This window comes from Sphingomonas sp. BL-S-28 (assembly GCF_055521515.1).
Genome location: NZ_CM145483.1, coordinates 643,599 through 666,859 on the forward strand (window position 1 = coordinate 643,599; position 23,261 = coordinate 666,859).

Here is a 23,261-nt window from a genome sequence, read left to right on the forward strand (position 1 = left end):
TGGCTGACGCCATTGGTCTTAGTTCTCGGCATCTTTCCGCTAGTCATAACAAGGGTGATCGCGGTTTGCCCCCAATGCAAGAAAACTCCGCTCCGAAGTTTTGTGGCTCCAAGGGCGTCGGCCAGCCAGTACGCACGATATCGAACTTGGAAAAGAGATTGGCCCGAGAAGATTTGCTCGGAATGTGGGCGCGACCTAACCCAACGATGAAGGTCTGTTATTCACGGGGAGCGGTTGCTGCCGTGCAAAGTTCCAAAGCCTCGCCTGAGCGGGAGGGACGTGGGCGGGGCTGTCGGCCGCTACCAGTTCTCTCGGTCATCTGCACACTGATCGCCGCGTACCCACACCTCATGTAAACCCCCGGCCAGCCTTATGGACTGACCGGGGGCAGCTGCGCGCCGCAGGGGGACGGGGGGCGTTGTCGGCGCGCGGCTTTGGCTTATGACGCTTTGGCCGCGCGCTCGATCAGTTGCGCCACCTGAACCGGGTGCGAGACCATGACGACGTGCGAGGCGCCCTTCACCACCACCGTCTCGCGCGCGCCGGCCCGCTGCGCCATGAACTGCATCGCCGCCGGGGGAATGTTGCGGTCGGCGTCGCCATAGACGAACCACGAAGGCACGTGCTTCCACGCCGGAGCGGTCGAGGCTTCCGAAAGTGCGGCATCGGCAATCGGGCGTTGGCCGGCGGCCATCAGCCGCGCCTCCGCCTCCGGAACGTCCGCGGCGAACTGAGCGGGGAAGCGGCTCTGCTGGATGTAGAGGTCGTTCCCGCCACCGGCCAGCGGCACCGGCGGGGCGAGCGTCGGCCCCAGCGTGCTGCCGGGGAACTTGCCAGTCAGGCCAAGCGCGGTCTCGCCCGCCTCCGGCGCGAAGGCGGCGACATAGACCAGCGCCTTGACGTTGGCCGCGCCTTCGGCCGCCTCGCTGATCACCGATCCGCCATAGGAATGGCCGACCAGCACGACCGGGCCGGCGATGCCCTTCACCACGTGCGCCACGACATCGGCGTCGGCGCGCACTCCGCGCAAGTTGTCCGGCGCGGCGACGACGGTGTAGCCGTCATGCTGGAGCGCGGCGATGACGCCGTTCCAGCTGGAGGAATCCGCGAAAGCGCCGTGGACGAGAACCACGGTGGGCTTTGCACTCGGCGGGGCGGGCTGGGCCTGAGCCATGGGTGCGAGCAGGCCGGCGGCGAGTATCAGCCCGCCAGCGATAAGCGTTTTCTTCATGGGCTGTTCTCCAATTCAGGCGAGTGTGACGACAGTGTCGATGTTGCCCTTCACCGCCTTCGAATAGGGGCAAGTGCGATGGGCGGCCTCGATGATCTGGCGGGCGAGGTCCGGGTCCAGACCGGGCACGCTGACGTCGAGCCTTGCGGCCAGTGCATAGCCATCGCCCCCGTGGCGCAGTTCCACTTGTGCGTCGATCGCCAGCGTTTCGGGCAGGTCAACGCCTCTGGACTTCGCGGCGATGGCCATTGCGCCTTCGAAGCAGGCGGACCAGCCGGCGGCGAACAGTTGCTCCGGATTGGTGCCCGCGCCGGATGTGCCGGGGGTGGACAGCTTCACGTCAAGGTGACCGTCGGAACTGCGGGCGGTGCCTTCGCGGCCTCCGGTCACGTGGACATGGGCGGTGTAGAGGGTCTTGGTGTCGGACATGGATTGTCTCCTGTCTTGTGGGGGGATCAGCGGAGCGGGCGGAAGGCGGCGCGCACTTCCTGTGCGAAGAGCGCGGGCTGTTCCCAGGCGGCGAAGTGGCCGCCATCGCGCGCTTCGTTGAAGTAGTAGAGCTGCGTGTAGCAGCGCTCGGCCCAGCTCTTGGGTGCGCGGAAGATCTCGCCGGGGAAGACGCTGACGGCGACCGGCAGGTCGATCACCCCGCGCGCGTTGAAGTTGTTGCTGTGGTCTTCCCAGTAGATCCGTGCGGCCGAGGCGCCGGTGGCAGTCAGCCAGTAGAGCGAGATGTCGTCCAGGATCGCGTCGCGGCCCAGCACGCGTTCGGGCTGGCCGTCGCTATAGGTCCACTGCGCGATCTTCTCGTACATCCACGCGGCCATGCCGACCGGCGAGTCCACCAGCGAATAGCCGATGGTCTGGGGCCGCGTGTTCATCATCGCGGCATAGGCGGAATTGTCGCGGTAGAAGACTTCCAGCTGGTCGAAAGCGGCGCGTTCCTTGGGGGAGAGGCTGGCCGGGGCGGGATCGCCGGCGGCAAGCGTGCGGGCCACATCGGCGGGCACGACGGCGGGCATGTTGAGGTGGATGCCGAGCAATCCTGGCACTTTCTGCAAGGCCATGCGCTGCGAGATCACCGATCCGCAGTCGCCGCCCTGGCTGACATAGCGGTCATAGCCAAGGCGCAGCATCAGCGTGGACCATGCCCGCCCGATCCGGTCCGAACCCCAGCCCGGCACCGTCGGTTTCGCGGAAAAGCCGAAGCCGGGGATCGAGGGGATGACGAGGTGGAAGGCGTCCTCCGCCCGCCCGCCATGCGCGGTGGGATCGGTAAGCGGGGCGATCACGTTCAGGAACTCCAGCACCGAGCCGGGCCAGCCGTGCGTCAGGATCAGCGGCATGGCGTTTTCATGGCGAGAGCGGACGTGGATGAAGTGGATGTCCAACCCGTCGATCTCGGTCATGAACATCGGTAGGGCATTGAGCCGGGCTTCCACCTTGCGCCAGTCGTAGGCGCCGGCCCAGTACTGCATCAGCGGCTGCAAGGTCTGTCGGCGTACGCCCTGGTTGTCGTCGCTGACCGGCTGCGGATCGGCCCAGCGGGTCTCGGCGATGCGGCGTTTCATGGCGGCGATATTGGCGGTGGGAATGGCGATGCGGAACGGGCGGACGCCGGCTTGAGCAACCGCCGCGCGGGCGAGATCGGGCATGGCGGTCATCATCCCGGCGAGCGCCGCGCCCTCACCGATCCGGGCGACGAAATCGCGCCGCGATGGGGAGTATCCTGCAAACATTTTCTGGTCCTTCCAGCGATCATCCGATCCGATGGAGGGAAGATAGAAGAGGTGTGGTCCAGACGCCCGTTAGGTGGCGTAATGTGCTGTTAGGGTGTGCTTAGGTGCCTTTCAGTCACCTGCTAACGCTGGCCATCAGCAACTGGCGTGAGGCGCGCCGGCGGGCGTCGTAGATCCGTTTCCGGATCAACAGAGGATATCCGCCATGACCACGAACCGCTCGATAGGCTTCATCGCCGCTGCCCTGATGGCGGCGGGCACCACCACCGCGACGTGCTGGCGGGAGGCGCTGGCGCGCGCTCCGGCGGACGACGATGCCATTGCTTCTGCGCCAATCGATGCAACGCCGCGCCCACTGCAAGTACTGCAAGCGCAGCACGGGGCACGCCCATGGCTGGGCGGGGTCGCGCCTTCGCTGCGCGGCAAAGTGGTGGTGGTCAATTTCTGGACCTATTCGTGCATCAACTCGCTGCGCGCCCTACCCTACCTGCGCGCCTGGAACGCGCGATACGGCGACAAGGGCCTGACCGTCATCGGCGTTCACGCGCCCGAGTTCGATTTCGAGCACGATCCCGGCAAAGTGCGCGCCGCCACGCAGGCGCTCGGCGTCGGCTACCCCAACCTTCAGGACAACGACTATGCCGTTTGGCGCGCGTTCGGGAACGAGGGCTGGCCGGGGTTCTACATCATCGACGCCCATGGCCGCGTGCGCGGTTATACCGTGGGCGAAGGCAATTATGCCGAGGCGGAGCGACTGATCCGCAAGCTCCTTGTCGAAGCCGGGCATGACATGTCTGGCCTACCCGTAGCTCCGATCGACGCGGCGGGCGTGGAGGCGCAGGCGGACTGGTCCAACCTGCAATCGCCCGAAGCCTATCTCGGCTATGCCAAGGCGCAGGCTTTCGCCTCCCCTGGCGGACTGCGCCGCGATGGTTCAGCCGCCTACGCCCCCGCGTCATCACTTCCGTTGAACCGCTGGGATCTGACCGGAAGCTGGACCGTCTCGCGCGAGTTCGCCCGGCTCGACCAGCCCGGCGGCGCGATCCGTTTTCATTTCCATGCGCGCGATGCCCATGCCGTGCTCGGCGCGCCGGCCGATGGACAGCCGGTGCGCTTTCGGGTGACGATCGACGGCAAGGCCCCCGGCGCCGATCACGGCACCGACACCGACGCCGCCGGATGGGGTGAGTTGCGGCAGGACCGGCTCTATCAATTGGTCCGCCAGCGCGGGTCCGTTTCCGACCGCACCGTGCGTATAGAGTTCTCGCGTCCTGGGGTGCGCGCCTACTCGTTCACTTTCGGATGAATTGATCCCGTCGCCGATCCCAATAAAGCCCCTCCCACGACCGGCAACCATCGTATAGGTAGCCGGAACATGCCGCTCTGCGGTATGATAAAGTGCGGTATTTTAATGAGGTAGGGGTAAAACGGCATCGTGGCGCAGGGCGAAAGTCAAATCCCGGACAGGCCGGACCTGGGCGAGCGAATGGTCTTCGGCCGTTTCTGCCTCCATCCGGCCAAGCGCCTGCTCACGCGCGACGGGCAACCGGTCGAAATCGGCGGGCGCTCGTTCGACTTGCTCGTGGCACTGGCTGAACAGCCGGGCCGCGTGCTGTCAAAGCGCGAACTGCTGAAGCGGGTCTGGTCCGACGTCGTCGTCGAAGATGGCAGCCTGCGTTTCCATATGGCGGGCCTCCGCAAGCTGCTGGGCGAAGGTGACGGCAGCCGTTTCATCGCCACGCAAGTCGGCGTGGGTTACGCGTTTGTCGCCCCCGTGGAGCGGCTTGAAGGGGAACGGCAGGAGCATGTCGTCGCGGTTGCCCAAGCAGTTCCCGCTCCGGCGGCTTTTGCCACCAATATCCCCCCGCCGCTGCCGCATCTGATCGGCCGCGAGCGGGACCTCGATCTGCTGCTGGCGCGTGTGGTCGATACCCCGCTGTTCACGATCGCCGGCCCGGCGGGGGTGGGCAAGACCTCTCTGATGATCGAGATCGGCCACCGCTTGACCGCGCATTTCGCCGGGCAAGCGGCTTTCGTCGACTTCGGCATGCTGGAAAACCCTGCCCTGGTGCCGCCGATGATCGCCGGCGCCATGGGCATTTCGGTGCAGAGCGGCGATCCTGCCGCCGTCATCCTCGGCCACTTGCGCGGCGGGCCTTTCCTGCTCCTGCTCGACAATTGCGAGCATGTGATCGAACAGGCGGCGGAAATCGTCGAGCGCATCATCGAAGCGGCGCCTGAGGCCCGCATCGTCACCACCTCGCGCGAGCCGCTGCGGGCGCTAGGCGAACATGTCCACCGCCTTGATGCGCTGGACTATCCGCAGGAGGTGAAAGGGCTGTCGCGCGAGGAACTGCTCGCCTACCCGGCGGTGGAGCTGTTTTGGGAACGTGCGCACGCCGCCGACAGCACGCTGGAAATCGGCGATGACGACGCCCGCCTGATCGCGGACATGTGCCAAAGGCTGGACGGGATGGCGCTGCCCATGGAACTGGCCGCCGTGCGCGTCGCCACGCACGGAATCGCGGCAACCGCGCGCCAGATCGGGGAGCGTTTCAGCCTGGCCTGGTCCGGCCGCCGCACCGCGCAGCCACGCCAGCAGACCCTGCGCGCGACGTTGGACTGGAGCTACGACCTGCTTTCCCCGACAGAGCGCACGGTATTGGACCGGCTGGGCGTGTTCGTCGGGCCGTTTTCCGTCGACGCGGCACTCGATGTCGTGACCGACGCGGCGCTGGGGTATGACGAGGCGGCGATTGCGCTCGACGATCTGGCCGCCAAGTCGCTGATAACGGCGAACCGTGCGCGCGGGTCTGGCACCTATCGCCTGTTGGAAATGACCCGTGCCTATGCCCGCGAAAAACTGGCGGCATCCGGCAACGAGGCACACCGAGCCGCGACGCGCAGGCACGCCATGTTCTTTCTCTCGGAACTGGAAGCCATCGCCGCGCAGGATAGCGCCGCCTTTCAGGACACGCGTTCGCTGCGCCCGCAACTGGGCAATATCCGCAGCGCGCTCGACTGGGCGTTCGGGCCGGATGGCGATATCCGCCTTGCCGTGCGCCTGGCGACGGCGAGTATGCGAGTATTCCTCAATCTTTCGCACTTGATCGAATGCCGCACTTGGGCCGCCCGGGCCATCGCGGCGCTGGAACCCGAACAGCGCGGCACGGCGATGGAACTGGAATTGCAGGGTGCGCTTGGCATCGCCCTGATGTTCACGCGGGGGAACAGCCCCGAAGCCGGCAAGGCGCTGGCCCGCGCGCTGGAAGTCGCCACTCTGGTGGAAGACCGCTGGAGCCGCCTGTGCATGTTGGGCCGTCTGCATATCTTTCATGAGCGGATCGGCGAATATGCCGTCGCCACGGCCCATGCCGAGCAGGCGATTGCCGTGGCGGAAGATATCGGCGAACCGGAAGCGCTGGCCGTCGCCTGCTCGCTTTCGGGGATTTCCCATCACTTGGCCGGAAACCAGATCCGCGCGCGCGCCGATCTGGAGCGCGCGTTGGAGAACAGCGCCCCCTCACAGCGCAATCGCACGATCGCTTACGGCTTCGATCATCGCAACCGGTCCGCGATCGCGCTGGCGCGCGTACTGTGGCTGACGGGTGAGCCCGATGCAGCGCAGCGTCTGGCCGAGCAGACCGTGGCGGAAGCCGCGGCGCTGGATCACCCGGTCACGCATTGCATCGCGCTGATCTGGTCGCTGTCGGTTCACTTCTGGATGGGCGACATCGCGCGGGCGGAAATGGCGCTCGGCACATTCCGCGAATGCGCGCAGACCGATGCCCTGGGGCCCTATATCGCGGCGGCACAAGGCTTCGGGGGCGAATTGGCCATCGAACAGGGACGCTATGCCGAAGCCGTCGAAGCGCTGGAGGACAGCCTCTCGCAGTTACGCGGTGCGCGCTACGAACTGCTGACGACCCCGTTCTCGATCGCGCTTGCGCGCGGGCTGGCGGCAGCCGGCCGGCCGGCCGAAGCGCGCCGACTGGTGGAAACCACGATCGCCCGGTGCACCGATACCGGCGAATTGATCGCCTTGCCCGAACTGCTCAGGGTCAAGGCGGCCATCGCCGGTGCCGGAGGTGCGGTGGAGGAAGCGCTTGCCGCACTGGAACAGGCGGGGTCAGTCGCCCGCCAGCAGGGCGCGCGCGCCTGGGAAATGCGCGTAGGCGCCGATCGGGCGGGGCTGATCGCCCACGCCGTCAGTCCGGAGCCAAGAGCGCGCTGAGCGCCTCACCTTCGGGGCCGCCGAACACGGTGGCGCGGCTGACGCCGAGCCATCGTGCATGCGCCTCGCGGCGCTCGGTTTCGGCGGCATCGAACGAGGCGAGCGCATCCGTGCCCAGCACCAGATGGGCGGGCACATCATCGCGGCGGGCAAGCTGGAGGATGACCTGCGCGATACGCGCCGGGTCGCCCACTTCGTTGCCCGCATAGGCCCTGATCCGCGCCAGCGTCGCGCCGACCGTTTCCTCATAGTCCGGCAGCACGGTGCTTGCAGCGGCATTGCCCGCGATATCGGCCCAGTCCGTGCGCATCCCGCCCGGTTCCAGCGAGACGATGCGGATGCCCAGATGCGCGACTTCGCCGCGCAGCACTTCGGTGAAGCCGCCGACTGCCCATTTCGCGGCCTGATAGGCCGAAAGCCCCGGCGTGCCGACGCGTCCGCCCACCGAGGACACATTGAGGATATGCCCCGAGCGGCGCTCCCGCATGTAAGGCAGCACCGCGCGCGTCAGGTTGACGACGCCGAACAGGTTGGTCTCCACTTCGGCGCGGAAATCGGCGGAGGATTTCTGTTCGAACGCTTCGAAATGGCCGTAGCCGGCATTGTTCACCAGCACGTCTATCTGCCCGAAGGCCGCGATTGCGGCAGCGGCGGCAACGTCGGCGCGGCCCTCGTCCGTCACATCCAGTGCGAAGGGTTCCAGGCGGCGGCCGTAAAGCGCCTTGAGGTCGGCAAGCCGCGCCGGGTTGCGGGCGGTGGCGAGCACGTTGTCGCCGCTTTCCAGCACGGCTGTCAGGATGGCGCGGCCAAGCCCGCGCGCACTTCCGGTGATGATCCAGGTCTTTTGCATGTCTTCTGCTTTCTATCGGAGGAGGGTTCAGGCGGCGGGCTTCAGGATCGCGCGCGGTTCGAGAAAGGCGTCGAGACCATAGGCGCCAATCTCGCGCCCAAGGCCGGATTGGCGGAAGCCCCCGAACGGAGCGCGGGGATCGTGCGGCGCGCCGTTGATGACGACGCGCCCGGCAATCAATTGCCGCGCAACACGAAGGGCACGGCCTTCGTCCGCAGAGAGAACATAGGCCTGAAGCCCGAAGTCGGAATCGTTGGCGATCGCGATGGCTTCGGCCTCATCCTCGTACGTGATGACGCTCAGGACCGGGCCGAATATCTCCTCGCGAGCGATGCGCATGGAATTGGTGACATCGGTGAAGATCGTCGGCCTTGCGAACCAGCCTTTGTCGAGCCCGGCAGGCCTCCCCTCACCGCCGGTCAGCAAGCTTGCGCCTTCCTCCAGACCAAGGCGGATCCAGCCCTGCACACGCTCCCAATGCGCGGCATTGGCGAGCGGGCCGATGCGCACTTCCGGATCGGTGGGGATGCCGACCTTAAGCCGTTCCGCCTCATGCTTCAGCCGCGCGACGATCTCTTCCCGGCGCGCGCGCGGCACCAGAATGCGCGATCCGGCGACGCAGGCCTGGCCGCTGTTGGCAAAGCCGCTCATCAGCGCGATCGGGATTGCCGTGTCGAGATCGGCATCGTCCAGGATAATCGTCGGGCTCTTGCCGCCCAGTTCCAGCACCAGCCGCTTCATCGTCTCCAGCGCCGAACGCTGGATGATCTTCGCCGCCGGCGTCGATCCGGTGAAGGTGATCAGCGCCACATCGGGATGCGCCGTCAACGCCGCGCCGACTTCCGGGCCAGTGCCGTTCACGACATTGAGCACGCCCTTCGGCAACCCCACCTCATGCAGACATTCGAGCAGAACCTGCGTCTGGATCGCGCTCTGCTCGGCGGGCTTGATGACGATCGTCGATCCCGAGCCGATGGCATGGGCCAGCTTGGTGGCGATGAAGCCGAAATTGCTGTTCCACGGGGTGATCGCCCCGATAACGCCGAGCGGCAGCATCGTCACCGCGCTGGAGCCTGCCATCCGATCGAAGGCATAGTCCTCCACCGACGCTGCCATGACTTCGAAGACCGAGGCGGTGTTCTGCACCGAAAACCCGGTGAAGTAGGCCGGCGCGCCATATTCTTCGGTCATCGCGGCGATCAGATCGCCGGTCCGGGCCGTCACGGCGTCCCGCAAACGATGAAGCATCGCTATCCGCTCCGCCTTCGTGGTGCGGGCCATGCCGGGGAACGCCCGCTTGGCTGCCGCGACCGCCAACCGGACATCCTCCGCGTCGCCCAGCCGCACGGAACCGATCCTGTCTTCGGTGGCGGGATTGAAGAGGTCGAAGCGTTCATCGCCGTGCGGCGTCACGAAAGCGCCGTCGATGTAGATCTTGTCGATATTCCGCATTGTCGGTCTCCATTGCTCGTTGGCGATATGGAACCGGCACGCTGTTCCGATTAGAAGGACAATAAGAGACAGGTTGATAAGGAATATCGCGCAATGCCCAAGGCAAGCCTGGCCGAACTGGAAGCCTTCGCCACCGTCGCTCGCCGGGGCGGCTTTCGCGCTGCCGGGCGCGAACTGGGGGTATCTTCCTCCGGCCTCAGCCATGCCATCGCCGCGTTGGAAGAGCGCATGAACGTGCGCCTGTTCAACCGAACCACGCGCAGTGTCGCACTGACCGCGGCGGGCGCGCAGTTTCTGGAAGACGTCCTTCCGGCGCTCGCCGCGATCGACAGCGCGATCGAGAACGCAGGGGAACATCTGGGCGAACCTTCGGGCCTGTTGCGGCTCAACATGGCGGCGGGCGCGGCACGCTTCGTCATGGCCCCGTTGATCCGCGACTATCTTGCCCGCTATCCGCGCATGCAAGTGGAGATCGTCAGCGAAGCGGCACTGGTCGACGTCATCGGCAAAGGTTTCGACGCCGGGATACGTTTGCGGGACAGCGTTCCGCCCGACATGATCGCCGTGCCCATCGTGCCGGAGATACGCCTCGTCGTCCTCGGCTCACCGGACTACCTGCGCGATCGTCCGATTCCGGTCGAGCCACGGGACCTGCTTGGGCACGAATGCATCCGCTACCGCATGGGGAACGGACGTATCTATCATTGGGAATTCGCGCGGGATGACCAGCGATTGGAACTGGACGTTCCCGGTCGTCTGATCCTCGACGACAGCGGGCTTATGCTCGACGCAGCGCTGGACGGGATGGGCCTCGCCTATCTGGCGGAAGAGACGGCAGCGCCGCATGTGCGGGAGGGACGCCTGACGCCGCTGCTCAGGGACTGGATGCCGGAAGAGCCGCCGCTCTGCCTCTACTATTCCGGGCGGCGCCACGTTCCCGCCAAGCTGCGGGCGTTCATTGACCTTGCCCGCCTCCATGCCCGGCGGTCCGGCCCCTAGAAGCGCAGGCTCAACCAGCCCGCGAGAAAATCCGAACTCCTGTATCCGGCATCGGTTAGCGCGGGGCCGGCCTGAAGATGCTCGTAGCGGCCGGTGAACGAAACGCGCGGTGAGATCGTCCAGACGGCCTGCAGCCGCGCGAGTTCGGCGATTTTGCGGGCCCGGCCGTTCTGGGTGCCGGCAAACGGCTGACCATTGGCGCGATAGACGGCATCGGTGACACTGTCGCGCCACGCAAAGCGGTATTCCGCGCTCACCTTCACGGACTTGAGCGGCGAAAAGCTGAAAGTGGGGGCGACGGAACGAATGTTCGTGGGCGTCAGATAGAGCTGATAGCTGAAGTAGACGTTATTGCCGAACGGCGAATAGGCATCGCGCAGCTTGCCGTCGCCATAGCCGCCACCGCCGCTGGCATAGTCCGCGCTCACGCCGATACGCGGGGCGGCCTTGTCCGAACCGAGGCGCAAGGACTGGGCGAGCAGAACCTGCCATGCGTCGATTTTCTGGTCCTTGAACTCGCCCCACTGGTGGTTCACCGTCCAGTCGAGGTTGATCGGCCCGGCATCGCCATAGACATGCACGCCGCCGTAATAGCGCGTCGCAGGGCCGATCCGCCCTCCCCAAGTGCCAACGCCGTTCCGACGTCGCCAGAGGAAGGGATCGACGAAAAGCTTGGAATCGCCAAGGAACGTCTTGGGTACGGCAAAGCCCAGCGTCACCCCGGAAAAGCGGCGCTCCGGATCGCTCTTGTCGTCGGCCAGACCGTCCTCGCCATAGGCGGTGGGGCGAAGGTCGAACACATCGGCACGCACGGATTTGCCGCGCACCCAGGCCCGCACGCCATTCAGCGTGTAGTGGATCGTGTTGTTGTCGCGCTGCGAGGTCAGCAGGTTGGGTCCGTCGACGAACTCCTGCCGGCCGTAACGAACGCCCACGTCCAGCCCGGCTAGTTGCGCGGTGGCTTCGGCGAAATACTGCTGGGCGACCAGGCCGTTGCGAAAATTGCTGGACGGGACGCCAAGATTTTCGCCGCCAAGCCCGCCATGCGCCAGCTCTCCGTAGAAGCGCAAGTGCGGGCCCACGTGCAAGTCCGCGCCGGCCACCACGCGGGAGATGTCCTGCCGCTGCGCCTCTGCCTCGCGCAAGTTGGGATTGGTGGTCTGGTTGATGCGCAGACGCAGTTCGCCCGAAAGCGTGAGGTAGATGTCACCGTCACCGTTCAGCGGCAGGAATTTCAAGCGGTCGAGCGGGTCGTTGCGCTTGGACTTGTCGGCCATGACCCGCCAGTCCTCGGCCCAACGGGAAATGCTGTAGCCATTGTTAAGCGCGCCGTCGCCGTTGGCGGAAACCGGGTAAACCGGGGCTTTCACTTCTTCGGCATGGGCTGGCAGCGGCCCTATAACCGGGGCGCAGCAAAGGGTGGCGGCAAGCAGCCGCGCAGGCACTGTCTTCATGTCTGTGGTTCCTGTGGGGGGTCTTAGCCCCCCGATCCGGTCAGGTCAGACGAGCGCGGGGCTCATCTCGGCGGCAGGCTCGCGATTGGCGAGCACGGCCTTGAACCGCTCGGTGTCGAGCTTGCCTTCCCAGCGCGAGACCACCACCGTCGCCACGGCATTGCCGATGAAGTTGGTCAGGCTGCGGCATTCGGACATGAAGCGGTCCACGCCCAGGATCAGCGCCATGCCCGCCACCGGCACCGACGGCACGATGGACAGCGTGGCGGCCAGCGTGATGAAGCCGGCGCCGGTAACGCCCGCCGCGCCCTTGGACGAAAGCATGGCCACGCCCAGCAGCAGGACCTGCTGGCCCAGTGTCAGTTCCACGTTGCAGGCCTGCGCGATGAACAGTGCGGCAAGCGTCATGTAGATATTGGTGCCGTCCAGGTTGAAGCTGTAGCCGGTCGGCACGACAAGGCCGACGATGCTCTTGGGGCAGCCGGCGCGCTCCATCTTCTCCATGAGCGAGGGCAGCGCGCTTTCAGAAGACGACGTGCCCAGCACCAGCAGCAATTCGGCCTTGAGGTAGGAGATCAGCGAGAAGATCGAGAACCCTGCCAGCCGGGCGACCACGCCGAGCACCACCACCACGAACAGCGCCGAGGTGAGGTAGAACGTCGCCACCAGCCCGGCCAGATTGGCAAGGCTGCCGACGCCATACTTGCCGATGGTAAAGGCCATCGCGCCGAACGCTCCGACGGGGGCCGCCTTCATGACGATCGACACCAGCTTGAAGAAAACCAGCGAAATGGTCTCCAGCAGCGAGAGCGCAGGGGCGCCGCGATCGCCCAGCATGGCCAGTGAAATGCCGAAGAGGATGGCGATCACCAGGACCTGAAGGATATTCCCCTCGGTCATGGAGGACAGGAACGTATCCGGGATCATACCCATCAGGAACCCGGTGATCGTCGTTTCGTGTGCCTTCTCGGAGAAGAGTGCGACCTTCGAGGCATCGAGCGTGGCGGGGTCGATGTTCAGGCCGTGGCCGGGGCGAACCACATTCGCCACGACCAGCCCGACGATCAGCGCCAGGGTCGAGAAGAAGAAGAAATAGCCGAACGCCTTGCCTGCCACGCGCCCGACCGAGCGCAAGTCGCGCATAGAGGCGATGCCGGTCACGATGGTCAGGAAGATGACGGGGGCGATCACCATCTTGACCAGTTTGATGAAGGCATCGCCCAGCGGCTTCAGCGCCTCACCCGTGGCGGGCGCGAAGTGTCCGATCGTGACACCCGCCGCGATGGCGATAAGCACCTGCACGTAGAGATGGCCGTACCAGCGCGTGGGCGCAGACGACTCGTGCGTATCGGGCAATGGGGTGTGCATGGCAGGCCTTTCTTCCTCTCTCTGCACGCGCAAGACTTATGCTTATCGCGGGCTGGGCAGAAACTGTTCGCTTTCACGCTGCGGCCAAAGACATTTTTGCAATCCTTTTAAATGACGGATTTCTGGCCATTTCCGCGGCGTGAGGCCTTTGGGTCTGGGCTGAAATCGGCACATTGCAGTGCAGCGATGTGCAGAAATTTGCACATCGCTGCACTGCCGTCTAACCTGCCCCCGTGACTCGCAGCCCTGGCCTCTATTGGCTTCTTGCCGCACTTGCTGCTGCCCTGATCGCAGGCGGCGTCGCGGGGGAAATCGTGCGCCGCAGTTCCACGGCCGCTTTCACATCCTCGGTAGAGGCCGATGCCCGCTTGCGGCAGGCCTTGCTCGACAGCGAGATCGCCCGGTTCCGCCTGCTACCGCAGGCTCTGGCCGACGACCGCGACGTGATCGCTGCCGCCCATGCCGAGCCCGGCGCGGTCAAGCGGCTGAACGCCAAGTTCGAAGCTTTCGCCAATCGCATCGGCGCTTCTGCGATCTACCTTGTCGGTGCGGACGGCTTCGCCATCTCCGCCAGCAACTGGAACCGCCCCGACAGCTTCGTGGGCCGCGATTACCGGTTTCGTCGCTACTACCGCGATGCGCTCAGGACCGGCGACGGTTCCCAATTTGCGCTCGGCACGGTCAGCCATCTTCCCGGCCTCTACCTCGCCCGCAGAGCGGCCGGGAACTGCGTGATCATCATCAAGTTGGACTTCGACAGGATCGAGGCTCAGTGGCGCGTCGCCGGCGGCGAGACTTTCGTGACCAATTCCGACGGCGTGATCCTCGTCGCCAGTCGTTCGGCCTGGCGCTTCGCCATGACCCGCCCGATCGGAGCCATGGAACGAAAGGCAGTCGCCAGCGACATCGGCGCACCGGAACTGAAGCCCAGGCCCTTTGCGATCGACCGCGACGGCCTGCTTCGGATGCCGGAGCGGACCGGCGCGCTTTTGCCTGCCGCCAGCCCACCCAATCGCGACGGATGGCAAGTCAACCTTGCACTGCCGATCCGGGTCGCGGTGACGACGCCGATGCGCAGTGCCCAGATCGTGGCCGCGCTTCTCGCGCTGGTGGCGATCGGTGCGCTCCGCTGGCTTGTCCAGCGTAACCGTCAGAGCCGCGAACGCACCGCCGTGCTGGAAGCCGCCGTCACCGAACGCACCGCCGAATTGCGGCGGGAGATGGACGAGCGCGCCACGCTCGAACAGCGCGCTGCCCTGCTGCGCGAGGAACTGCGTCTGGCCAACCGTCTGGCCACACTCGGGCAGGTGACCGCCAGTGTGGCGCACGAAACCGCACAGCCGGTCGCCGCCATTCGCAACTATGCGGCGTCGGCGGGCCAGTTGCTGGATCTCGGAGCAGCCGTGGAAGTCCGTGAGAACCTCTCGGCGATAGACCGACTGGCCGAGCGCATCGGCGTCATCACCGCCCAGCTTCGGGGATTTGCGCGGAAAGGCAGTGCCGGCGGCAACGGCAGCACGGGGATCGTCTCGTTTGCGGAAGTGCTAGAAGGCGCCCGCCTGCTGCTCAAGGAACGCCTCACGGCAGTGACCTTCGAAACGCCTGCAATACCTGAAGATCTCAAGGTCCGGGGTGACAAGGTCCGGCTGGAACAAATTCTGGTCAATCTGCTCCAGAACGCCACCGAGGCGCTCGCCGGGAGGCCCGATCCGCTTATTGTGCTGTCCCTGGCAACCGAGCGCGATACCCTGCTGCTCACCATTGCCGACAACGGCCCCGGCATCGCGCCGGACATCGCCGACCGCCTCTTCACCCCCTTCGCCACCAGCCGCACCGAAGGGTTGGGTCTCGGCCTCGTAATCGCGCAGGACATTGCGCAGGAATTCGGCGGTTCCCTGCGCCTGATGCCGCGCGATACAGCGCCCGGTCAAACCGGCGCGACCTTCGAACTCCGCCTGAGACTTGCCTGATGACCGATACGCCGCATCTTGCCCCACGCATCGCACTCGTGGAAGACGATGACGATCTGGCGCGCTCGACCGCGCAGCTCCTGCGCCTTGCCGGTTTCGAGGTGGAGCACTTTCCCGCCGCCGTCCCGGCGCTGGCCGCGATCACGCCGGACTGGCCGGGCGTAGTCGTTACCGATGTGCGGATGCCGCTCGTTTCGGGTATCGACCTGTTCCACCAGCTTCACGAACGCGATCCCGAACTGCCCGTGATCCTCGTGACCGGTCACGGCGATATCGAAATGGCTGTGCAGATGCTCAAGGCCGGCGTGTGGGATTTCCTGACCAAGCCCTTCGCGCCTGACGCCCTGATCGCCGCCGTCAACCGTGCGGCCACCGCGCGCGCGCTCACGCTGGAAAATCGCCGCTTGCGCAGTCTGGCTGAGGCCGACGACGCGCCCGTCTTTCTGGGCGAAAGCCCTGCAATCCGCCGCCTGCGCGAAATGATTCCGGTTCTGGCCAATGCCGATATCGACCTTTTCATCGAAGGCGAAACGGGCACCGGCAAGGATCTCCTCGCCCGCCTGATCCATCGCGCGGGCAAGCGTGCGCGCCACCGCTTTCTGCCGCTGGCCTGTGCCGGTGTTCCCGAGGCGCTGGTCGATCCACTGTTCGCCTCCAGCGGGCATGCCGAACCCGGCCTTGCAGCCGCGCATCGCGGCACGCTGTACCTCGACGACGTCGATCGCGCCCCACCCCATTTGCAGGAGCGCCTGCTGCCATTCGCCGAACAGCGCGTGCTGCGCCGCCGGGACGAAGCGCTGCCGATCGACGTCCGGATCATTTCCACCAGCCAGAACGCCGCCGAAGGCCCGCCCCCTGCGCTTCTGCCCCCGCTGTTCTATCGCCTTGCCGCCATGCGCCTGAGCGTTCCACCGCTGCGCGACCGCCGGGAGGACATCCCGGCACTCTTTGCCCGCTTTGCGGGCGATGCGGCAAGTCGCTTCGGCCGTGACTTGCCGGCCGTTACCGCCCCGGTGCGCGCGATGCTGGAACGCCATGACTGGCCGGGCAACTTGCGTGAACTCGCAAATTTTGCAGAGCAGTTCGTGCTCGGCCTTGGCGATCCCTCACCCGCACCGTCACCGGGTGCTACCAAAGGCCTTACCGAGCGGGTCGATGCCTTCGAGCGCGAGGAAATCATCGCAGCCGTACAAGCGGCTGGCGGCGAGATCGGTGCGGCCATTCGCGCACTCGATCTGCCGCGCAAGACATTCTATTACAAGGTGAACAAGCACGCGATCGATCTTGGAGCCTTGCGGCGAAAAGACTGACCGCGTCAGAATACCCGGCCGCGGTGGACGACCACGCGATCGGCGGGCGGGGCTGCAACGGCGGCCGGCAGCGCATCGGCGTTCACGGCGACAAAGCTGGCCGGCATCCCCACTTCCAGCTGGGGCACTTCCAGTCCGATCGCGCTCGCCGCCTCATCGGTTGCCATGGCCAAGGCGACGGCAAGGTCTTCGTCGCGGTAGAAGCCTGAACGGTAGCCGATCAGCATGGCCCGCTGGAGCATGTCGCCATTGCCGTAGGGCCACCAGGCGTCGCGGATGTTGTCGCTACCGGTAAAGACCCGCACGCCGTTTTGGCGCAAGTGAAGAACCGGCGGGAAAGCGCGGTCTCCCGGTGCGTTGGTCATGATCGCCACGCCTGCGTCGGCAAGCGCGCGAGCGACGCCGTCGAGCATCGGACCGTCCACATCCCCCAGCGCATAGGCGTGGCTGACCACGACGCGCCCGGCTAGACCCAGCGCCTTCGTGCGCGCGGCGATGCGATGCAATTGCGCGATCCCATCGGCGCCACCTTCGTGGAGGTGGATGTCGATCCTGGCGCCGCGCCGGTCGGCAAGGCCGAACACCACATCGAGATGCCCGTCGGAATCGCCGTCCATGCCCTGCGGATCGATCCCGCCCACCACCTCGACGCCGTCAGCGATCGCCGCCTCAAGAATTTCTGCCGTGCCCGGGCAGGTCAGGATGCCGGCCTGAGGAAAGGCTACCAGTTGGATGTCCACCCGATCGCGCCACTTTTCGCGCGCCTCCATCACGGCGTGGAGGTGGGAGAGGCCGGTGGTGGCGTCGACATCGACGTGGCTGCGCATGGCAACGGTGCCGAAGGCCGCGACTTGCGCGATCAGTGCATCGGCGCGCTGGGCGGTGGGGCGCATCCCGGCCAGCAGCGCTTTCTCCGCGGCCAGTCGCTCCCGCAGGCTCTCGACAGGGCGATGGGGTTGCCAGGGCTCACCCACGAAGCTCTTGTCGAGATGGATATGCCCGTCGACGAAGCCGGGCAGGACCAGCCTGCCGCCCAGATCAACCGTTTCCACCGCTGCGGGCAGGTTGGGCGCGACGGCGGCGAAGCGTCCATCGCCTACTGCAAGATCGACCGAGCGGCCGTCCGGCAGCAAGGCATTGGTGAAGAGGCGATCGATCATTGAGCCTCCCCTTCGGCGGCGTTCCAGGCGGCAACCTTGGCGCGGGTATCGGCCAGCATCGCGTCGAGCGCGGCGCGGTCGTGCAGCTTGCCCCGCATCACCACTGCCCGGATCGCGCGCGTCGCGGAAATGTCCTTCAGCGGATCGCGGTCCAGCAGCACCAGATCGGCCGCCATGCCGCTCTTCACCGCGCCATAGCGGTCGAGCAGGCCGAACCATGCCGGCCCGGCGCGGGTCGCGGCGGAAAGTGCCTGCGCGGGGGTGAGTCCTTCCTTCACGAACAGCGAAAGCTCGTCATGCAGGCCGATGCCGGGATAGTTGAAGGAATTGAGGAAGCCCGCGTCGGTGCCCGCGATCACCGTCACGCCGGCCTTTTCCAGCATCGGCAGCACGGCAGCCTCATGCTCGAAATGGGCGTGGCGCGCCTCGATCGCCGCCGCATCCGCCTGCGCCGCGCGCTGGATGCGCCAATCATAGGTCTTGCGCAGTTTCGGGCCGATATAGGCGAGGTAAGGGTCGTGGGCATGATCGTCCGCGTCCAGCCACGCGAGCACGCGGCCGCCGTTCAGCGTCGGCGTGACGAAGACGCCCTTCTGCGCAAAGTTGCGGTAGGACGCCATGGCCGTGGCGGGGTCGAACCCCTTATCGAGCCGCCGGTTCGCTTCCGCCCGGTCGATGCGGCCGGCCGCGAAGTCCGCCGCGATGGCCGCCTCGTCCTTGACGCCGGCCTTGTAGGCATAGTCGATATGCTCGATCGAGCTGATCCCCGCGTCTACCGCCTGCCCGACGGTCAGGGCCATCGGTATGTGGCCGGAGGTGCGCAGCCCGCGCGCCTTCGCCTGCGATACGGCATAGAGGAACAGCTGCGGATCCAGCGTGCTATCGGTGATCTTCACGAAGTCCACCTTGTCACGGTCCTGCAGGCGGGCGAGCGCCGCATCGACGTCGGCCTTGCTGCCCACCTCGATAGTGCCCTTCCACACCGGCTTGATGCCTTCGATCTTGGCGCCGGACGTCAGCAGGCGCGGGCCGAACAGCGTGCCATTGGCGATCTCGCCGCGCCAGGCGAGCACCTGGTCGGGAAGGTCACCCGAACAGTCGCGGATCGTGGTGATGCCATGCGCGACATAGAGCGGCAGCAGCGCCTTGTTCTCTTCGATCAGGTCCGGCCCGCCGCCGAAGTGGACATGCATGTCCCACAGCCCAGGAATCAGGAAGCGCCCCTTGCCCTCCACCACGTCCTGCGCGTGCCATTGGCGGGAGACTGCGGCATCGCCGCCCACGGCAACGATGTCCGCGCCGCGCAGCACCACGGCCTGATCCTTCACCTCGCGCGCGTGCTCGACATCGATCACGGTGACGTGGCGGATCATTACGTCGCCTTCGCTTGCCGCCAGCGCGGGCGATGCGGAGGCCATGAGGCCGGCGATCAACGGGGCGAGAAACTTCATGGGCACCTGTCTCCTTTGTCGCTGTAATAGGAGACTGCGACTTCATTCACAAATTAGATGTCAAAATGCATATCATTCGATATGTGAATACTCGTCATGCTCGATCCCAGACTTCTGCGCAGTTTCGTGACCATCGTCGACACCGGTCACTTCACCCGCGCGGCGGAGCAACTGGGAATGACGCAGTCGACGATCAGCCAGCAACTGGGGCGGCTGGAGGAGGCAACAGGCCATCCGCTGATCGACAGGGCAGCGCGCCCGGTGTGCCCCACGGCCATGGGGGAGCGGCTGCTTGGCCATGCGCGGCGCATCCTTCAACTCGATGAGGAGGCACGCAACCTCCTGCGTGATCCGGCGGGAACGGCAAGCGTTTCCATCGGCCTGCCCGAAGATTTGGCGACGCCAGCGATGGCGCAGCGCCTTGCCGGCTTCGCGGCGGCCCACAGCCGCATCCGCCTGGATGTCGTCACCGGCCTCAGCCGCGATCTGGCCGCGCGCTATCGGCAGGGTGAGTTCGACCTTGTCGTCGTGAAAGAGGACCGCCCGGCGGCCGATTGCCGCGCCAGCTACCCGGAACCGCTTGGCTGGTTCGCCCCGCACGATCAGACGGTGGAGGACCGCGATCCGGTGCCGCTGGTAACCTTCCCGCCCGGCGGCCTCTATCGCGAGACGATGTTCCGCGCGCTCGAAGCAGCAGGGCAGCGATGGTATGTCGCCTTTTCCGGCAGCAGTCTGCAGAGCGTTCTGGCCGCGACGGAGGCCGGCATGGGGCTATCGCTGCTGCCGCGCTCGGTGGTGAAAGGCAGGACATTGCGCCAATTGGCCGGATTGGGCGACGCGGCGCCGATGGTCGTCTCGCTCTATGCGCGCGAGAATGCGGAGCCCGTTGCCGAACTCATCCACATGACGCAGGCCGTGCTGGAACGGCGGACATAGGCTTCACCCGGTGCCGGCAATGCTACGCCGGCAGAACGCTGATCCGGATCATCGATGCGACGGGCAGAGCGATATTTCAGAAGGTGGCGAGAGCAGAGTTCGCGCCTTGTGCGTTTGACATGCGTATCCGATTTCAGAGGAACGCACTCATGACGAAGACGCTCAAGGATCTTTCCGAGAAGATGAAGGACATCGATTTCGCGATGCTGGCCACGCATACCCAGAACGGCGCGATCGCCGCGCGGCCCATGAGCAACAACCGCGAAGTCGAATACGATGGCGATGCCTGGTTCTTCACCGAAGAGAAGACCCGGATGGTTTCCGATATCGCAAGCAATGCGGCCGTCACGCTCAGCTATCAGGGCAAGTCCGGAATTCTTGGCCACCGTCCTTTCTTTCTCGCGGTCGAAGGCCGGGCCAGCCTGATCCGCGAAAGGTCTGCACTTGCCGAACACTGGACTGACGGCCTCAACCGATGGTGGCCGGACGGTGTGGAAACGCCCGGCCTCGTGCTGATCAAGGTCAGCGGCGAACGCGCGCACTACTGGGACGGAGAGGAAGAAGGCGAGGTCATGCTTGCCCAGTCCGCTCCTACTGCTGGGGCTTAGAGCATTTTCCAATCAGATGGAATCATCTGATGACTCGGAAAATGCGGCCAACCAATAACTTAGAGCAGTTGATCCGATGCAATCGGATCGGAAACTGCTCTAAGCTGCAGACGCGGGGTGTTTGATCCCGGCAGGCATCTGGAAGCAATCGGCAGAAAAGCCCGCAACGCTTGCAGCTTGCTTAGCCGCCAACAACGGCTAAGCGGTGGGGATGACTTCCTCCGACCTCGAACTTCTGCTTATCACCCGCCTTATCCGGGAGAGAGGCGGCACATCGCAGACATGGCGGCGGGCGCTCGGCAAGATCATCGTGCGCGACACACAGACGCATGCTCATTGCAATTGGGATGTCAGGCTTGGTGGCACCGATGCCCAGCGCGCTGCGATTGAGCGACTGCTCGACGATGTGCGACTTGAATATTCCATCGTGTCAGCCGGTTGAACACCCAATAGGCTGCTCTCGCCGACGTAACGGCCGCAGCTTCATGCGATCTTATGATCGCAACGCGCAGTGCCCGCCGTCGGATGACGGCGGGCGGGCGCTTGAAGGCCACAGGAACCTTGGTCAGATCTGGACCTGACCGCCATCGACGAAGAGTTCCACTCCGTTGATGAAGCTTGCCTCTTCCGAGCTGAGGAACAGCACGGCCTTGGCGATTTCCGAGGGCTGGCCGATACGGCCGGCGGGGATCAGCCCGGCAAGATAGGCCTTGGTATTCTCGGCATCCTCGCCGCCGCCGAACAGTTCATCGACACCCGGGGTATCGGTGACGCCGGGGCTGACGGCGTTCACGCGGATGCGGCGATCCTTCAGATCGAGGATCCAGTTACGCGCAAAGTTGCGCACGGCCGCCTTGCTGGCGCTGTAGACGCTCAGCGCAGGTGTGCCCGAGATGCTCACGGTCGAGGCGGTCAGGACAACCGAGGCACCGTCACGCAACAGCGGCAGGGCCTTCTGCACGGTAAACAGCACACCCTTCACATTGGTGTCGAAAGTCTTTTCGTAGTGTTCCTCGGTAATCGCGCCGAGCGGTGCGAACTCGCCGCCGCCAGCATTGGCGAAGATCACGTCGATGGCGGAGTGCTGCTGCTGAACCGCATCGTAAAGGCGGTCGACATCGGCCAGCTTGCTCATGTCGCCGCGTACGCCGGTGATCTTGCCGCCGATCACTTTGACCGCTGCGTCGAGGGCTTCCTGCCGCCGTCCGGTGATGAACACCGATGCGCCTTCGTCTGCGAAGGCCTTTGCCGTCGCCAGACCAATCCCCGTCGTGCCACCGGTGACCACGACGACCTTGTTTTCGAACCTGTTAGCCATGTCATTCTCCATTCATGCATTCGGTGGGAACCGTTTCCCTGCCGCTGGAGAACAAATGCATCCGGAACGATCTTGGCTGTAGACAGCAAAATCGCTACTCATCGTTCCACTAGAAGAACGATGAGCGAAGGCATATGGCCGACTTCAACGATTACGCCTATTTCGCCGAAGTGGTGAAACACGGGGGTTTTGCGCCAGCCGGACGGGCGTTGCGCACTCCGAAATCGAAGCTCAGCCGGCGCGTCGCCGCGCTGGAAGAGCGCCTCGGCACCCGACTCATCGAACGATCATCGCGCCGCTTTCGCGTCACCGAAGTCGGCGAGGCCTTTTACGCGCGCTGCCGCGCCATGCTGGAAGAGGCGGAACAGGCAGAGGCGCTCGTCGCGCAGGCCCAGGCCGAACCGCAAGGCAGGGTCCGTTTCAGTTGCCCGCGCGGTATGGTGGAAGTGCTCTCGTCCCATATTCCCGCCTTTCTGGCGTCTTATCCCAAAGTGGCGCTGCAACTTATCGCCACGGATCGTGCCGTAGACCTCATCGCCGAGCGTATCGATGTCGCGTTGCGGGTGCGCGTGACGCTCGATACCGACGCTTCGCTCACGATGCGCACGCTCGGTCAGTCCCGGCGTATCCTCGTCGCCGGCCCTGCCCTCGCCGGAAGCCTTCGCGATGTGACGATCAACCGCCTTGAAACGCTGCCCACGCTGGGGTCGAGTGACCATATCGGCGAAGTGACCTGGCACCTCTCCGGCCCCGATGGCGCGACGCTCGATTACCGCCACGAGCCGCGCATGACCTGCGAGGATTTTGCCGCCCTGCGCGAGGCGGCCATGGCGAACCTGGGCGTTGCACTGCTGCCCGACCATTCCTGCCGCGAAGATCTCGCCTCCGGTAGGCTGGTGCGGATATTGCCAGAATGGGGAGGCCAGCTCGGCATCGTCCATCTGGTCTTCACCACGCGCCGCGGCCTTCCTCCGGCCGTGCGTGCCTTCATCGACCACCTCGCAGCGACATTCCGCACCCTGGATGCCGTAAGCTGAGAAGCGTCGATCACTGGCAATCGGTAGCTCTGCCGATCCCACTAATGCCCGCGGCCATAATGAAGGTGCAGTAAACCATTCCTGGTCGCGGTATGGCCGCACGCCACGAACGTGCAATGTTATCTAAATCAACATACTCGATTC

19 protein-coding genes are annotated in these 23,261 nt (G+C 65.3%); 9 read left to right on the forward strand and 10 right to left on the reverse strand.

Annotated features, from left to right (window positions below; all coding sequences use genetic code 11):
• Window positions 1-439: 439 nt before the first annotated feature.
• From ACZ1JC_RS02720 to ACZ1JC_RS02730, 3 genes are read right to left on the reverse strand one after another with little or no spacing between them, the layout of a single operon-like run.
• On the reverse strand, window positions 440-1,231 hold the full coding sequence (locus tag ACZ1JC_RS02720) for an alpha/beta fold hydrolase (RefSeq protein WP_465139435.1): 792 nt from the start codon (window positions 1,229-1,231) through the stop codon (window positions 440-442).
• Between the two features lie 15 nt (window positions 1,232-1,246).
• A complete protein-coding gene (locus tag ACZ1JC_RS02725; protein ID WP_465139434.1) occupies window positions 1,247-1,660 on the reverse strand; it encodes an organic hydroperoxide resistance protein in 414 nt (137 codons plus the stop codon).
• A 26-nt stretch (window positions 1,661-1,686) separates the two neighbouring features.
• Window positions 1,687-2,970, reverse strand: coding sequence for an epoxide hydrolase family protein (locus ACZ1JC_RS02730; protein ID WP_465139433.1), 1,284 nt, complete (start codon window positions 2,968-2,970; stop codon window positions 1,687-1,689).
• 205 nt (window positions 2,971-3,175) lie between these two features.
• On the opposite strand from ACZ1JC_RS02730, the gene ACZ1JC_RS02735 reads away from it, so the two are divergent.
• Window positions 3,176-4,276 carry a redoxin domain-containing protein gene (locus tag ACZ1JC_RS02735; protein ID WP_465139432.1) on the forward strand — a complete coding sequence of 367 codons (1,101 nt, stop codon included), beginning with the start codon at window positions 3,176-3,178 and terminating at the stop codon, window positions 4,274-4,276.
• 180 nt (window positions 4,277-4,456) lie between these two features.
• Window positions 4,457-7,204: an ATP-binding protein gene (locus ACZ1JC_RS02740; RefSeq protein WP_465139431.1), complete on the forward strand. Its 2,748-nt coding sequence runs from the start codon at window positions 4,457-4,459 to the stop codon at window positions 7,202-7,204.
• Here the strand turns inward: ACZ1JC_RS02740 and ACZ1JC_RS02745 are convergent.
• Together ACZ1JC_RS02745 and ACZ1JC_RS02750 are read right to left on the reverse strand one after the other, a co-directional pair.
• Complete coding sequence (locus ACZ1JC_RS02745) at window positions 7,179-8,054, reverse strand: SDR family NAD(P)-dependent oxidoreductase (RefSeq protein WP_465139430.1); 876 nt, start codon at window positions 8,052-8,054, stop codon at window positions 7,179-7,181. The two genes, ACZ1JC_RS02740 and ACZ1JC_RS02745, sit on opposite strands and share 26 nt — an antisense overlap.
• Before the next feature lie 27 nt (window positions 8,055-8,081).
• Window positions 8,082-9,506, reverse strand: a complete 1,425-nt coding sequence (locus tag ACZ1JC_RS02750) for an aldehyde dehydrogenase family protein (protein WP_465139429.1) — start codon at window positions 9,504-9,506, stop codon at window positions 8,082-8,084.
• 93 nt (window positions 9,507-9,599) lie between these two features.
• Here ACZ1JC_RS02750 and ACZ1JC_RS02755 point away from each other — a divergent pair, with 93 nt between their 5' ends.
• The gene (locus ACZ1JC_RS02755) at window positions 9,600-10,505 is read left to right on the forward strand and encodes a LysR family transcriptional regulator (RefSeq protein WP_465139428.1); all 906 of its coding nucleotides are present in this window, start codon (window positions 9,600-9,602) and stop codon (window positions 10,503-10,505) included.
• On the opposite strand, the gene ACZ1JC_RS02760 is transcribed toward ACZ1JC_RS02755, so the two are convergent.
• Together ACZ1JC_RS02760 and ACZ1JC_RS02765 are read right to left on the reverse strand one after the other, a co-directional pair.
• Complete coding sequence (locus ACZ1JC_RS02760; RefSeq protein ID WP_465139427.1) at window positions 10,502-11,959, reverse strand: alginate export family protein; 1,458 nt, start codon at window positions 11,957-11,959, stop codon at window positions 10,502-10,504. The two genes, ACZ1JC_RS02755 and ACZ1JC_RS02760, sit on opposite strands and share 4 nt — an antisense overlap.
• A 45-nt stretch (window positions 11,960-12,004) precedes the next feature.
• Window positions 12,005-13,327: a dicarboxylate/amino acid:cation symporter gene (locus ACZ1JC_RS02765; protein ID WP_465139426.1), complete on the reverse strand. Its 1,323-nt coding sequence runs from the start codon at window positions 13,325-13,327 to the stop codon at window positions 12,005-12,007.
• Between the two features lie 233 nt (window positions 13,328-13,560).
• On the opposite strand from ACZ1JC_RS02765, the gene ACZ1JC_RS02770 reads away from it, so the two are divergent.
• Both ACZ1JC_RS02770 and ACZ1JC_RS02775 read left to right on the forward strand, forming a co-directional pair.
• Window positions 13,561-15,297 (forward strand): sensor histidine kinase, encoded by a 1,737-nt coding sequence (locus ACZ1JC_RS02770; protein WP_465139425.1) that lies wholly within the window; start codon window positions 13,561-13,563, stop codon window positions 15,295-15,297.
• Window positions 15,297-16,607 (forward strand): sigma-54-dependent transcriptional regulator, encoded by a 1,311-nt coding sequence (locus tag ACZ1JC_RS02775; protein WP_465139424.1) that lies wholly within the window; start codon window positions 15,297-15,299, stop codon window positions 16,605-16,607. Before ACZ1JC_RS02770 ends, ACZ1JC_RS02775 begins: the two co-directional genes overlap by 1 nt.
• A gap of 5 nt (window positions 16,608-16,612) precedes the next feature.
• Here ACZ1JC_RS02775 and ACZ1JC_RS02780 read toward each other — a convergent pair whose 3' ends face one another.
• Together ACZ1JC_RS02780 and ACZ1JC_RS02785 are read right to left on the reverse strand one after the other, a co-directional pair.
• The gene (locus ACZ1JC_RS02780) at window positions 16,613-17,767 is read right to left on the reverse strand and encodes an amidohydrolase family protein (RefSeq protein ID WP_465139423.1); all 1,155 of its coding nucleotides are present in this window, start codon (window positions 17,765-17,767) and stop codon (window positions 16,613-16,615) included.
• Window positions 17,764-19,218, reverse strand: coding sequence for an amidohydrolase family protein (locus ACZ1JC_RS02785; RefSeq protein WP_465139422.1), 1,455 nt, complete (start codon window positions 19,216-19,218; stop codon window positions 17,764-17,766). Before ACZ1JC_RS02785 ends, ACZ1JC_RS02780 begins: the two co-directional genes overlap by 4 nt.
• Before the next feature lie 96 nt (window positions 19,219-19,314).
• Between ACZ1JC_RS02785 and ACZ1JC_RS02790 the strand changes: the two genes are divergently transcribed.
• The 3 genes from ACZ1JC_RS02790 (at window position 19,315) to ACZ1JC_RS02800 (ending at window position 21,204) form a co-directional block, all read left to right on the forward strand.
• Window positions 19,315-20,154 carry a LysR family transcriptional regulator gene (locus ACZ1JC_RS02790; RefSeq protein ID WP_465139421.1) on the forward strand — a complete coding sequence of 280 codons (840 nt, stop codon included), beginning with the start codon at window positions 19,315-19,317 and terminating at the stop codon, window positions 20,152-20,154.
• 149 nt (window positions 20,155-20,303) lie between these two features.
• Complete coding sequence (locus ACZ1JC_RS02795; protein WP_465139420.1) at window positions 20,304-20,762, forward strand: pyridoxamine 5'-phosphate oxidase family protein; 459 nt, start codon at window positions 20,304-20,306, stop codon at window positions 20,760-20,762.
• 211 nt (window positions 20,763-20,973) lie between these two features.
• Window positions 20,974-21,204 carry a hypothetical protein gene (locus ACZ1JC_RS02800; protein ID WP_465139419.1) on the forward strand — a complete coding sequence of 77 codons (231 nt, stop codon included), beginning with the start codon at window positions 20,974-20,976 and terminating at the stop codon, window positions 21,202-21,204.
• Between the two features lie 123 nt (window positions 21,205-21,327).
• Here ACZ1JC_RS02800 and ACZ1JC_RS02805 read toward each other — a convergent pair whose 3' ends face one another.
• Window positions 21,328-22,080 (reverse strand): SDR family NAD(P)-dependent oxidoreductase, encoded by a 753-nt coding sequence (locus tag ACZ1JC_RS02805; protein ID WP_465139418.1) that lies wholly within the window; start codon window positions 22,078-22,080, stop codon window positions 21,328-21,330.
• A gap of 134 nt (window positions 22,081-22,214) precedes the next feature.
• Between ACZ1JC_RS02805 and ACZ1JC_RS02810 the strand changes: the two genes are divergently transcribed.
• Window positions 22,215-23,117, forward strand: coding sequence for a LysR substrate-binding domain-containing protein (locus ACZ1JC_RS02810; protein ID WP_465139417.1), 903 nt, complete (start codon window positions 22,215-22,217; stop codon window positions 23,115-23,117).
• The last annotated feature ends 144 nt before the right edge of the window (window positions 23,118-23,261 follow it).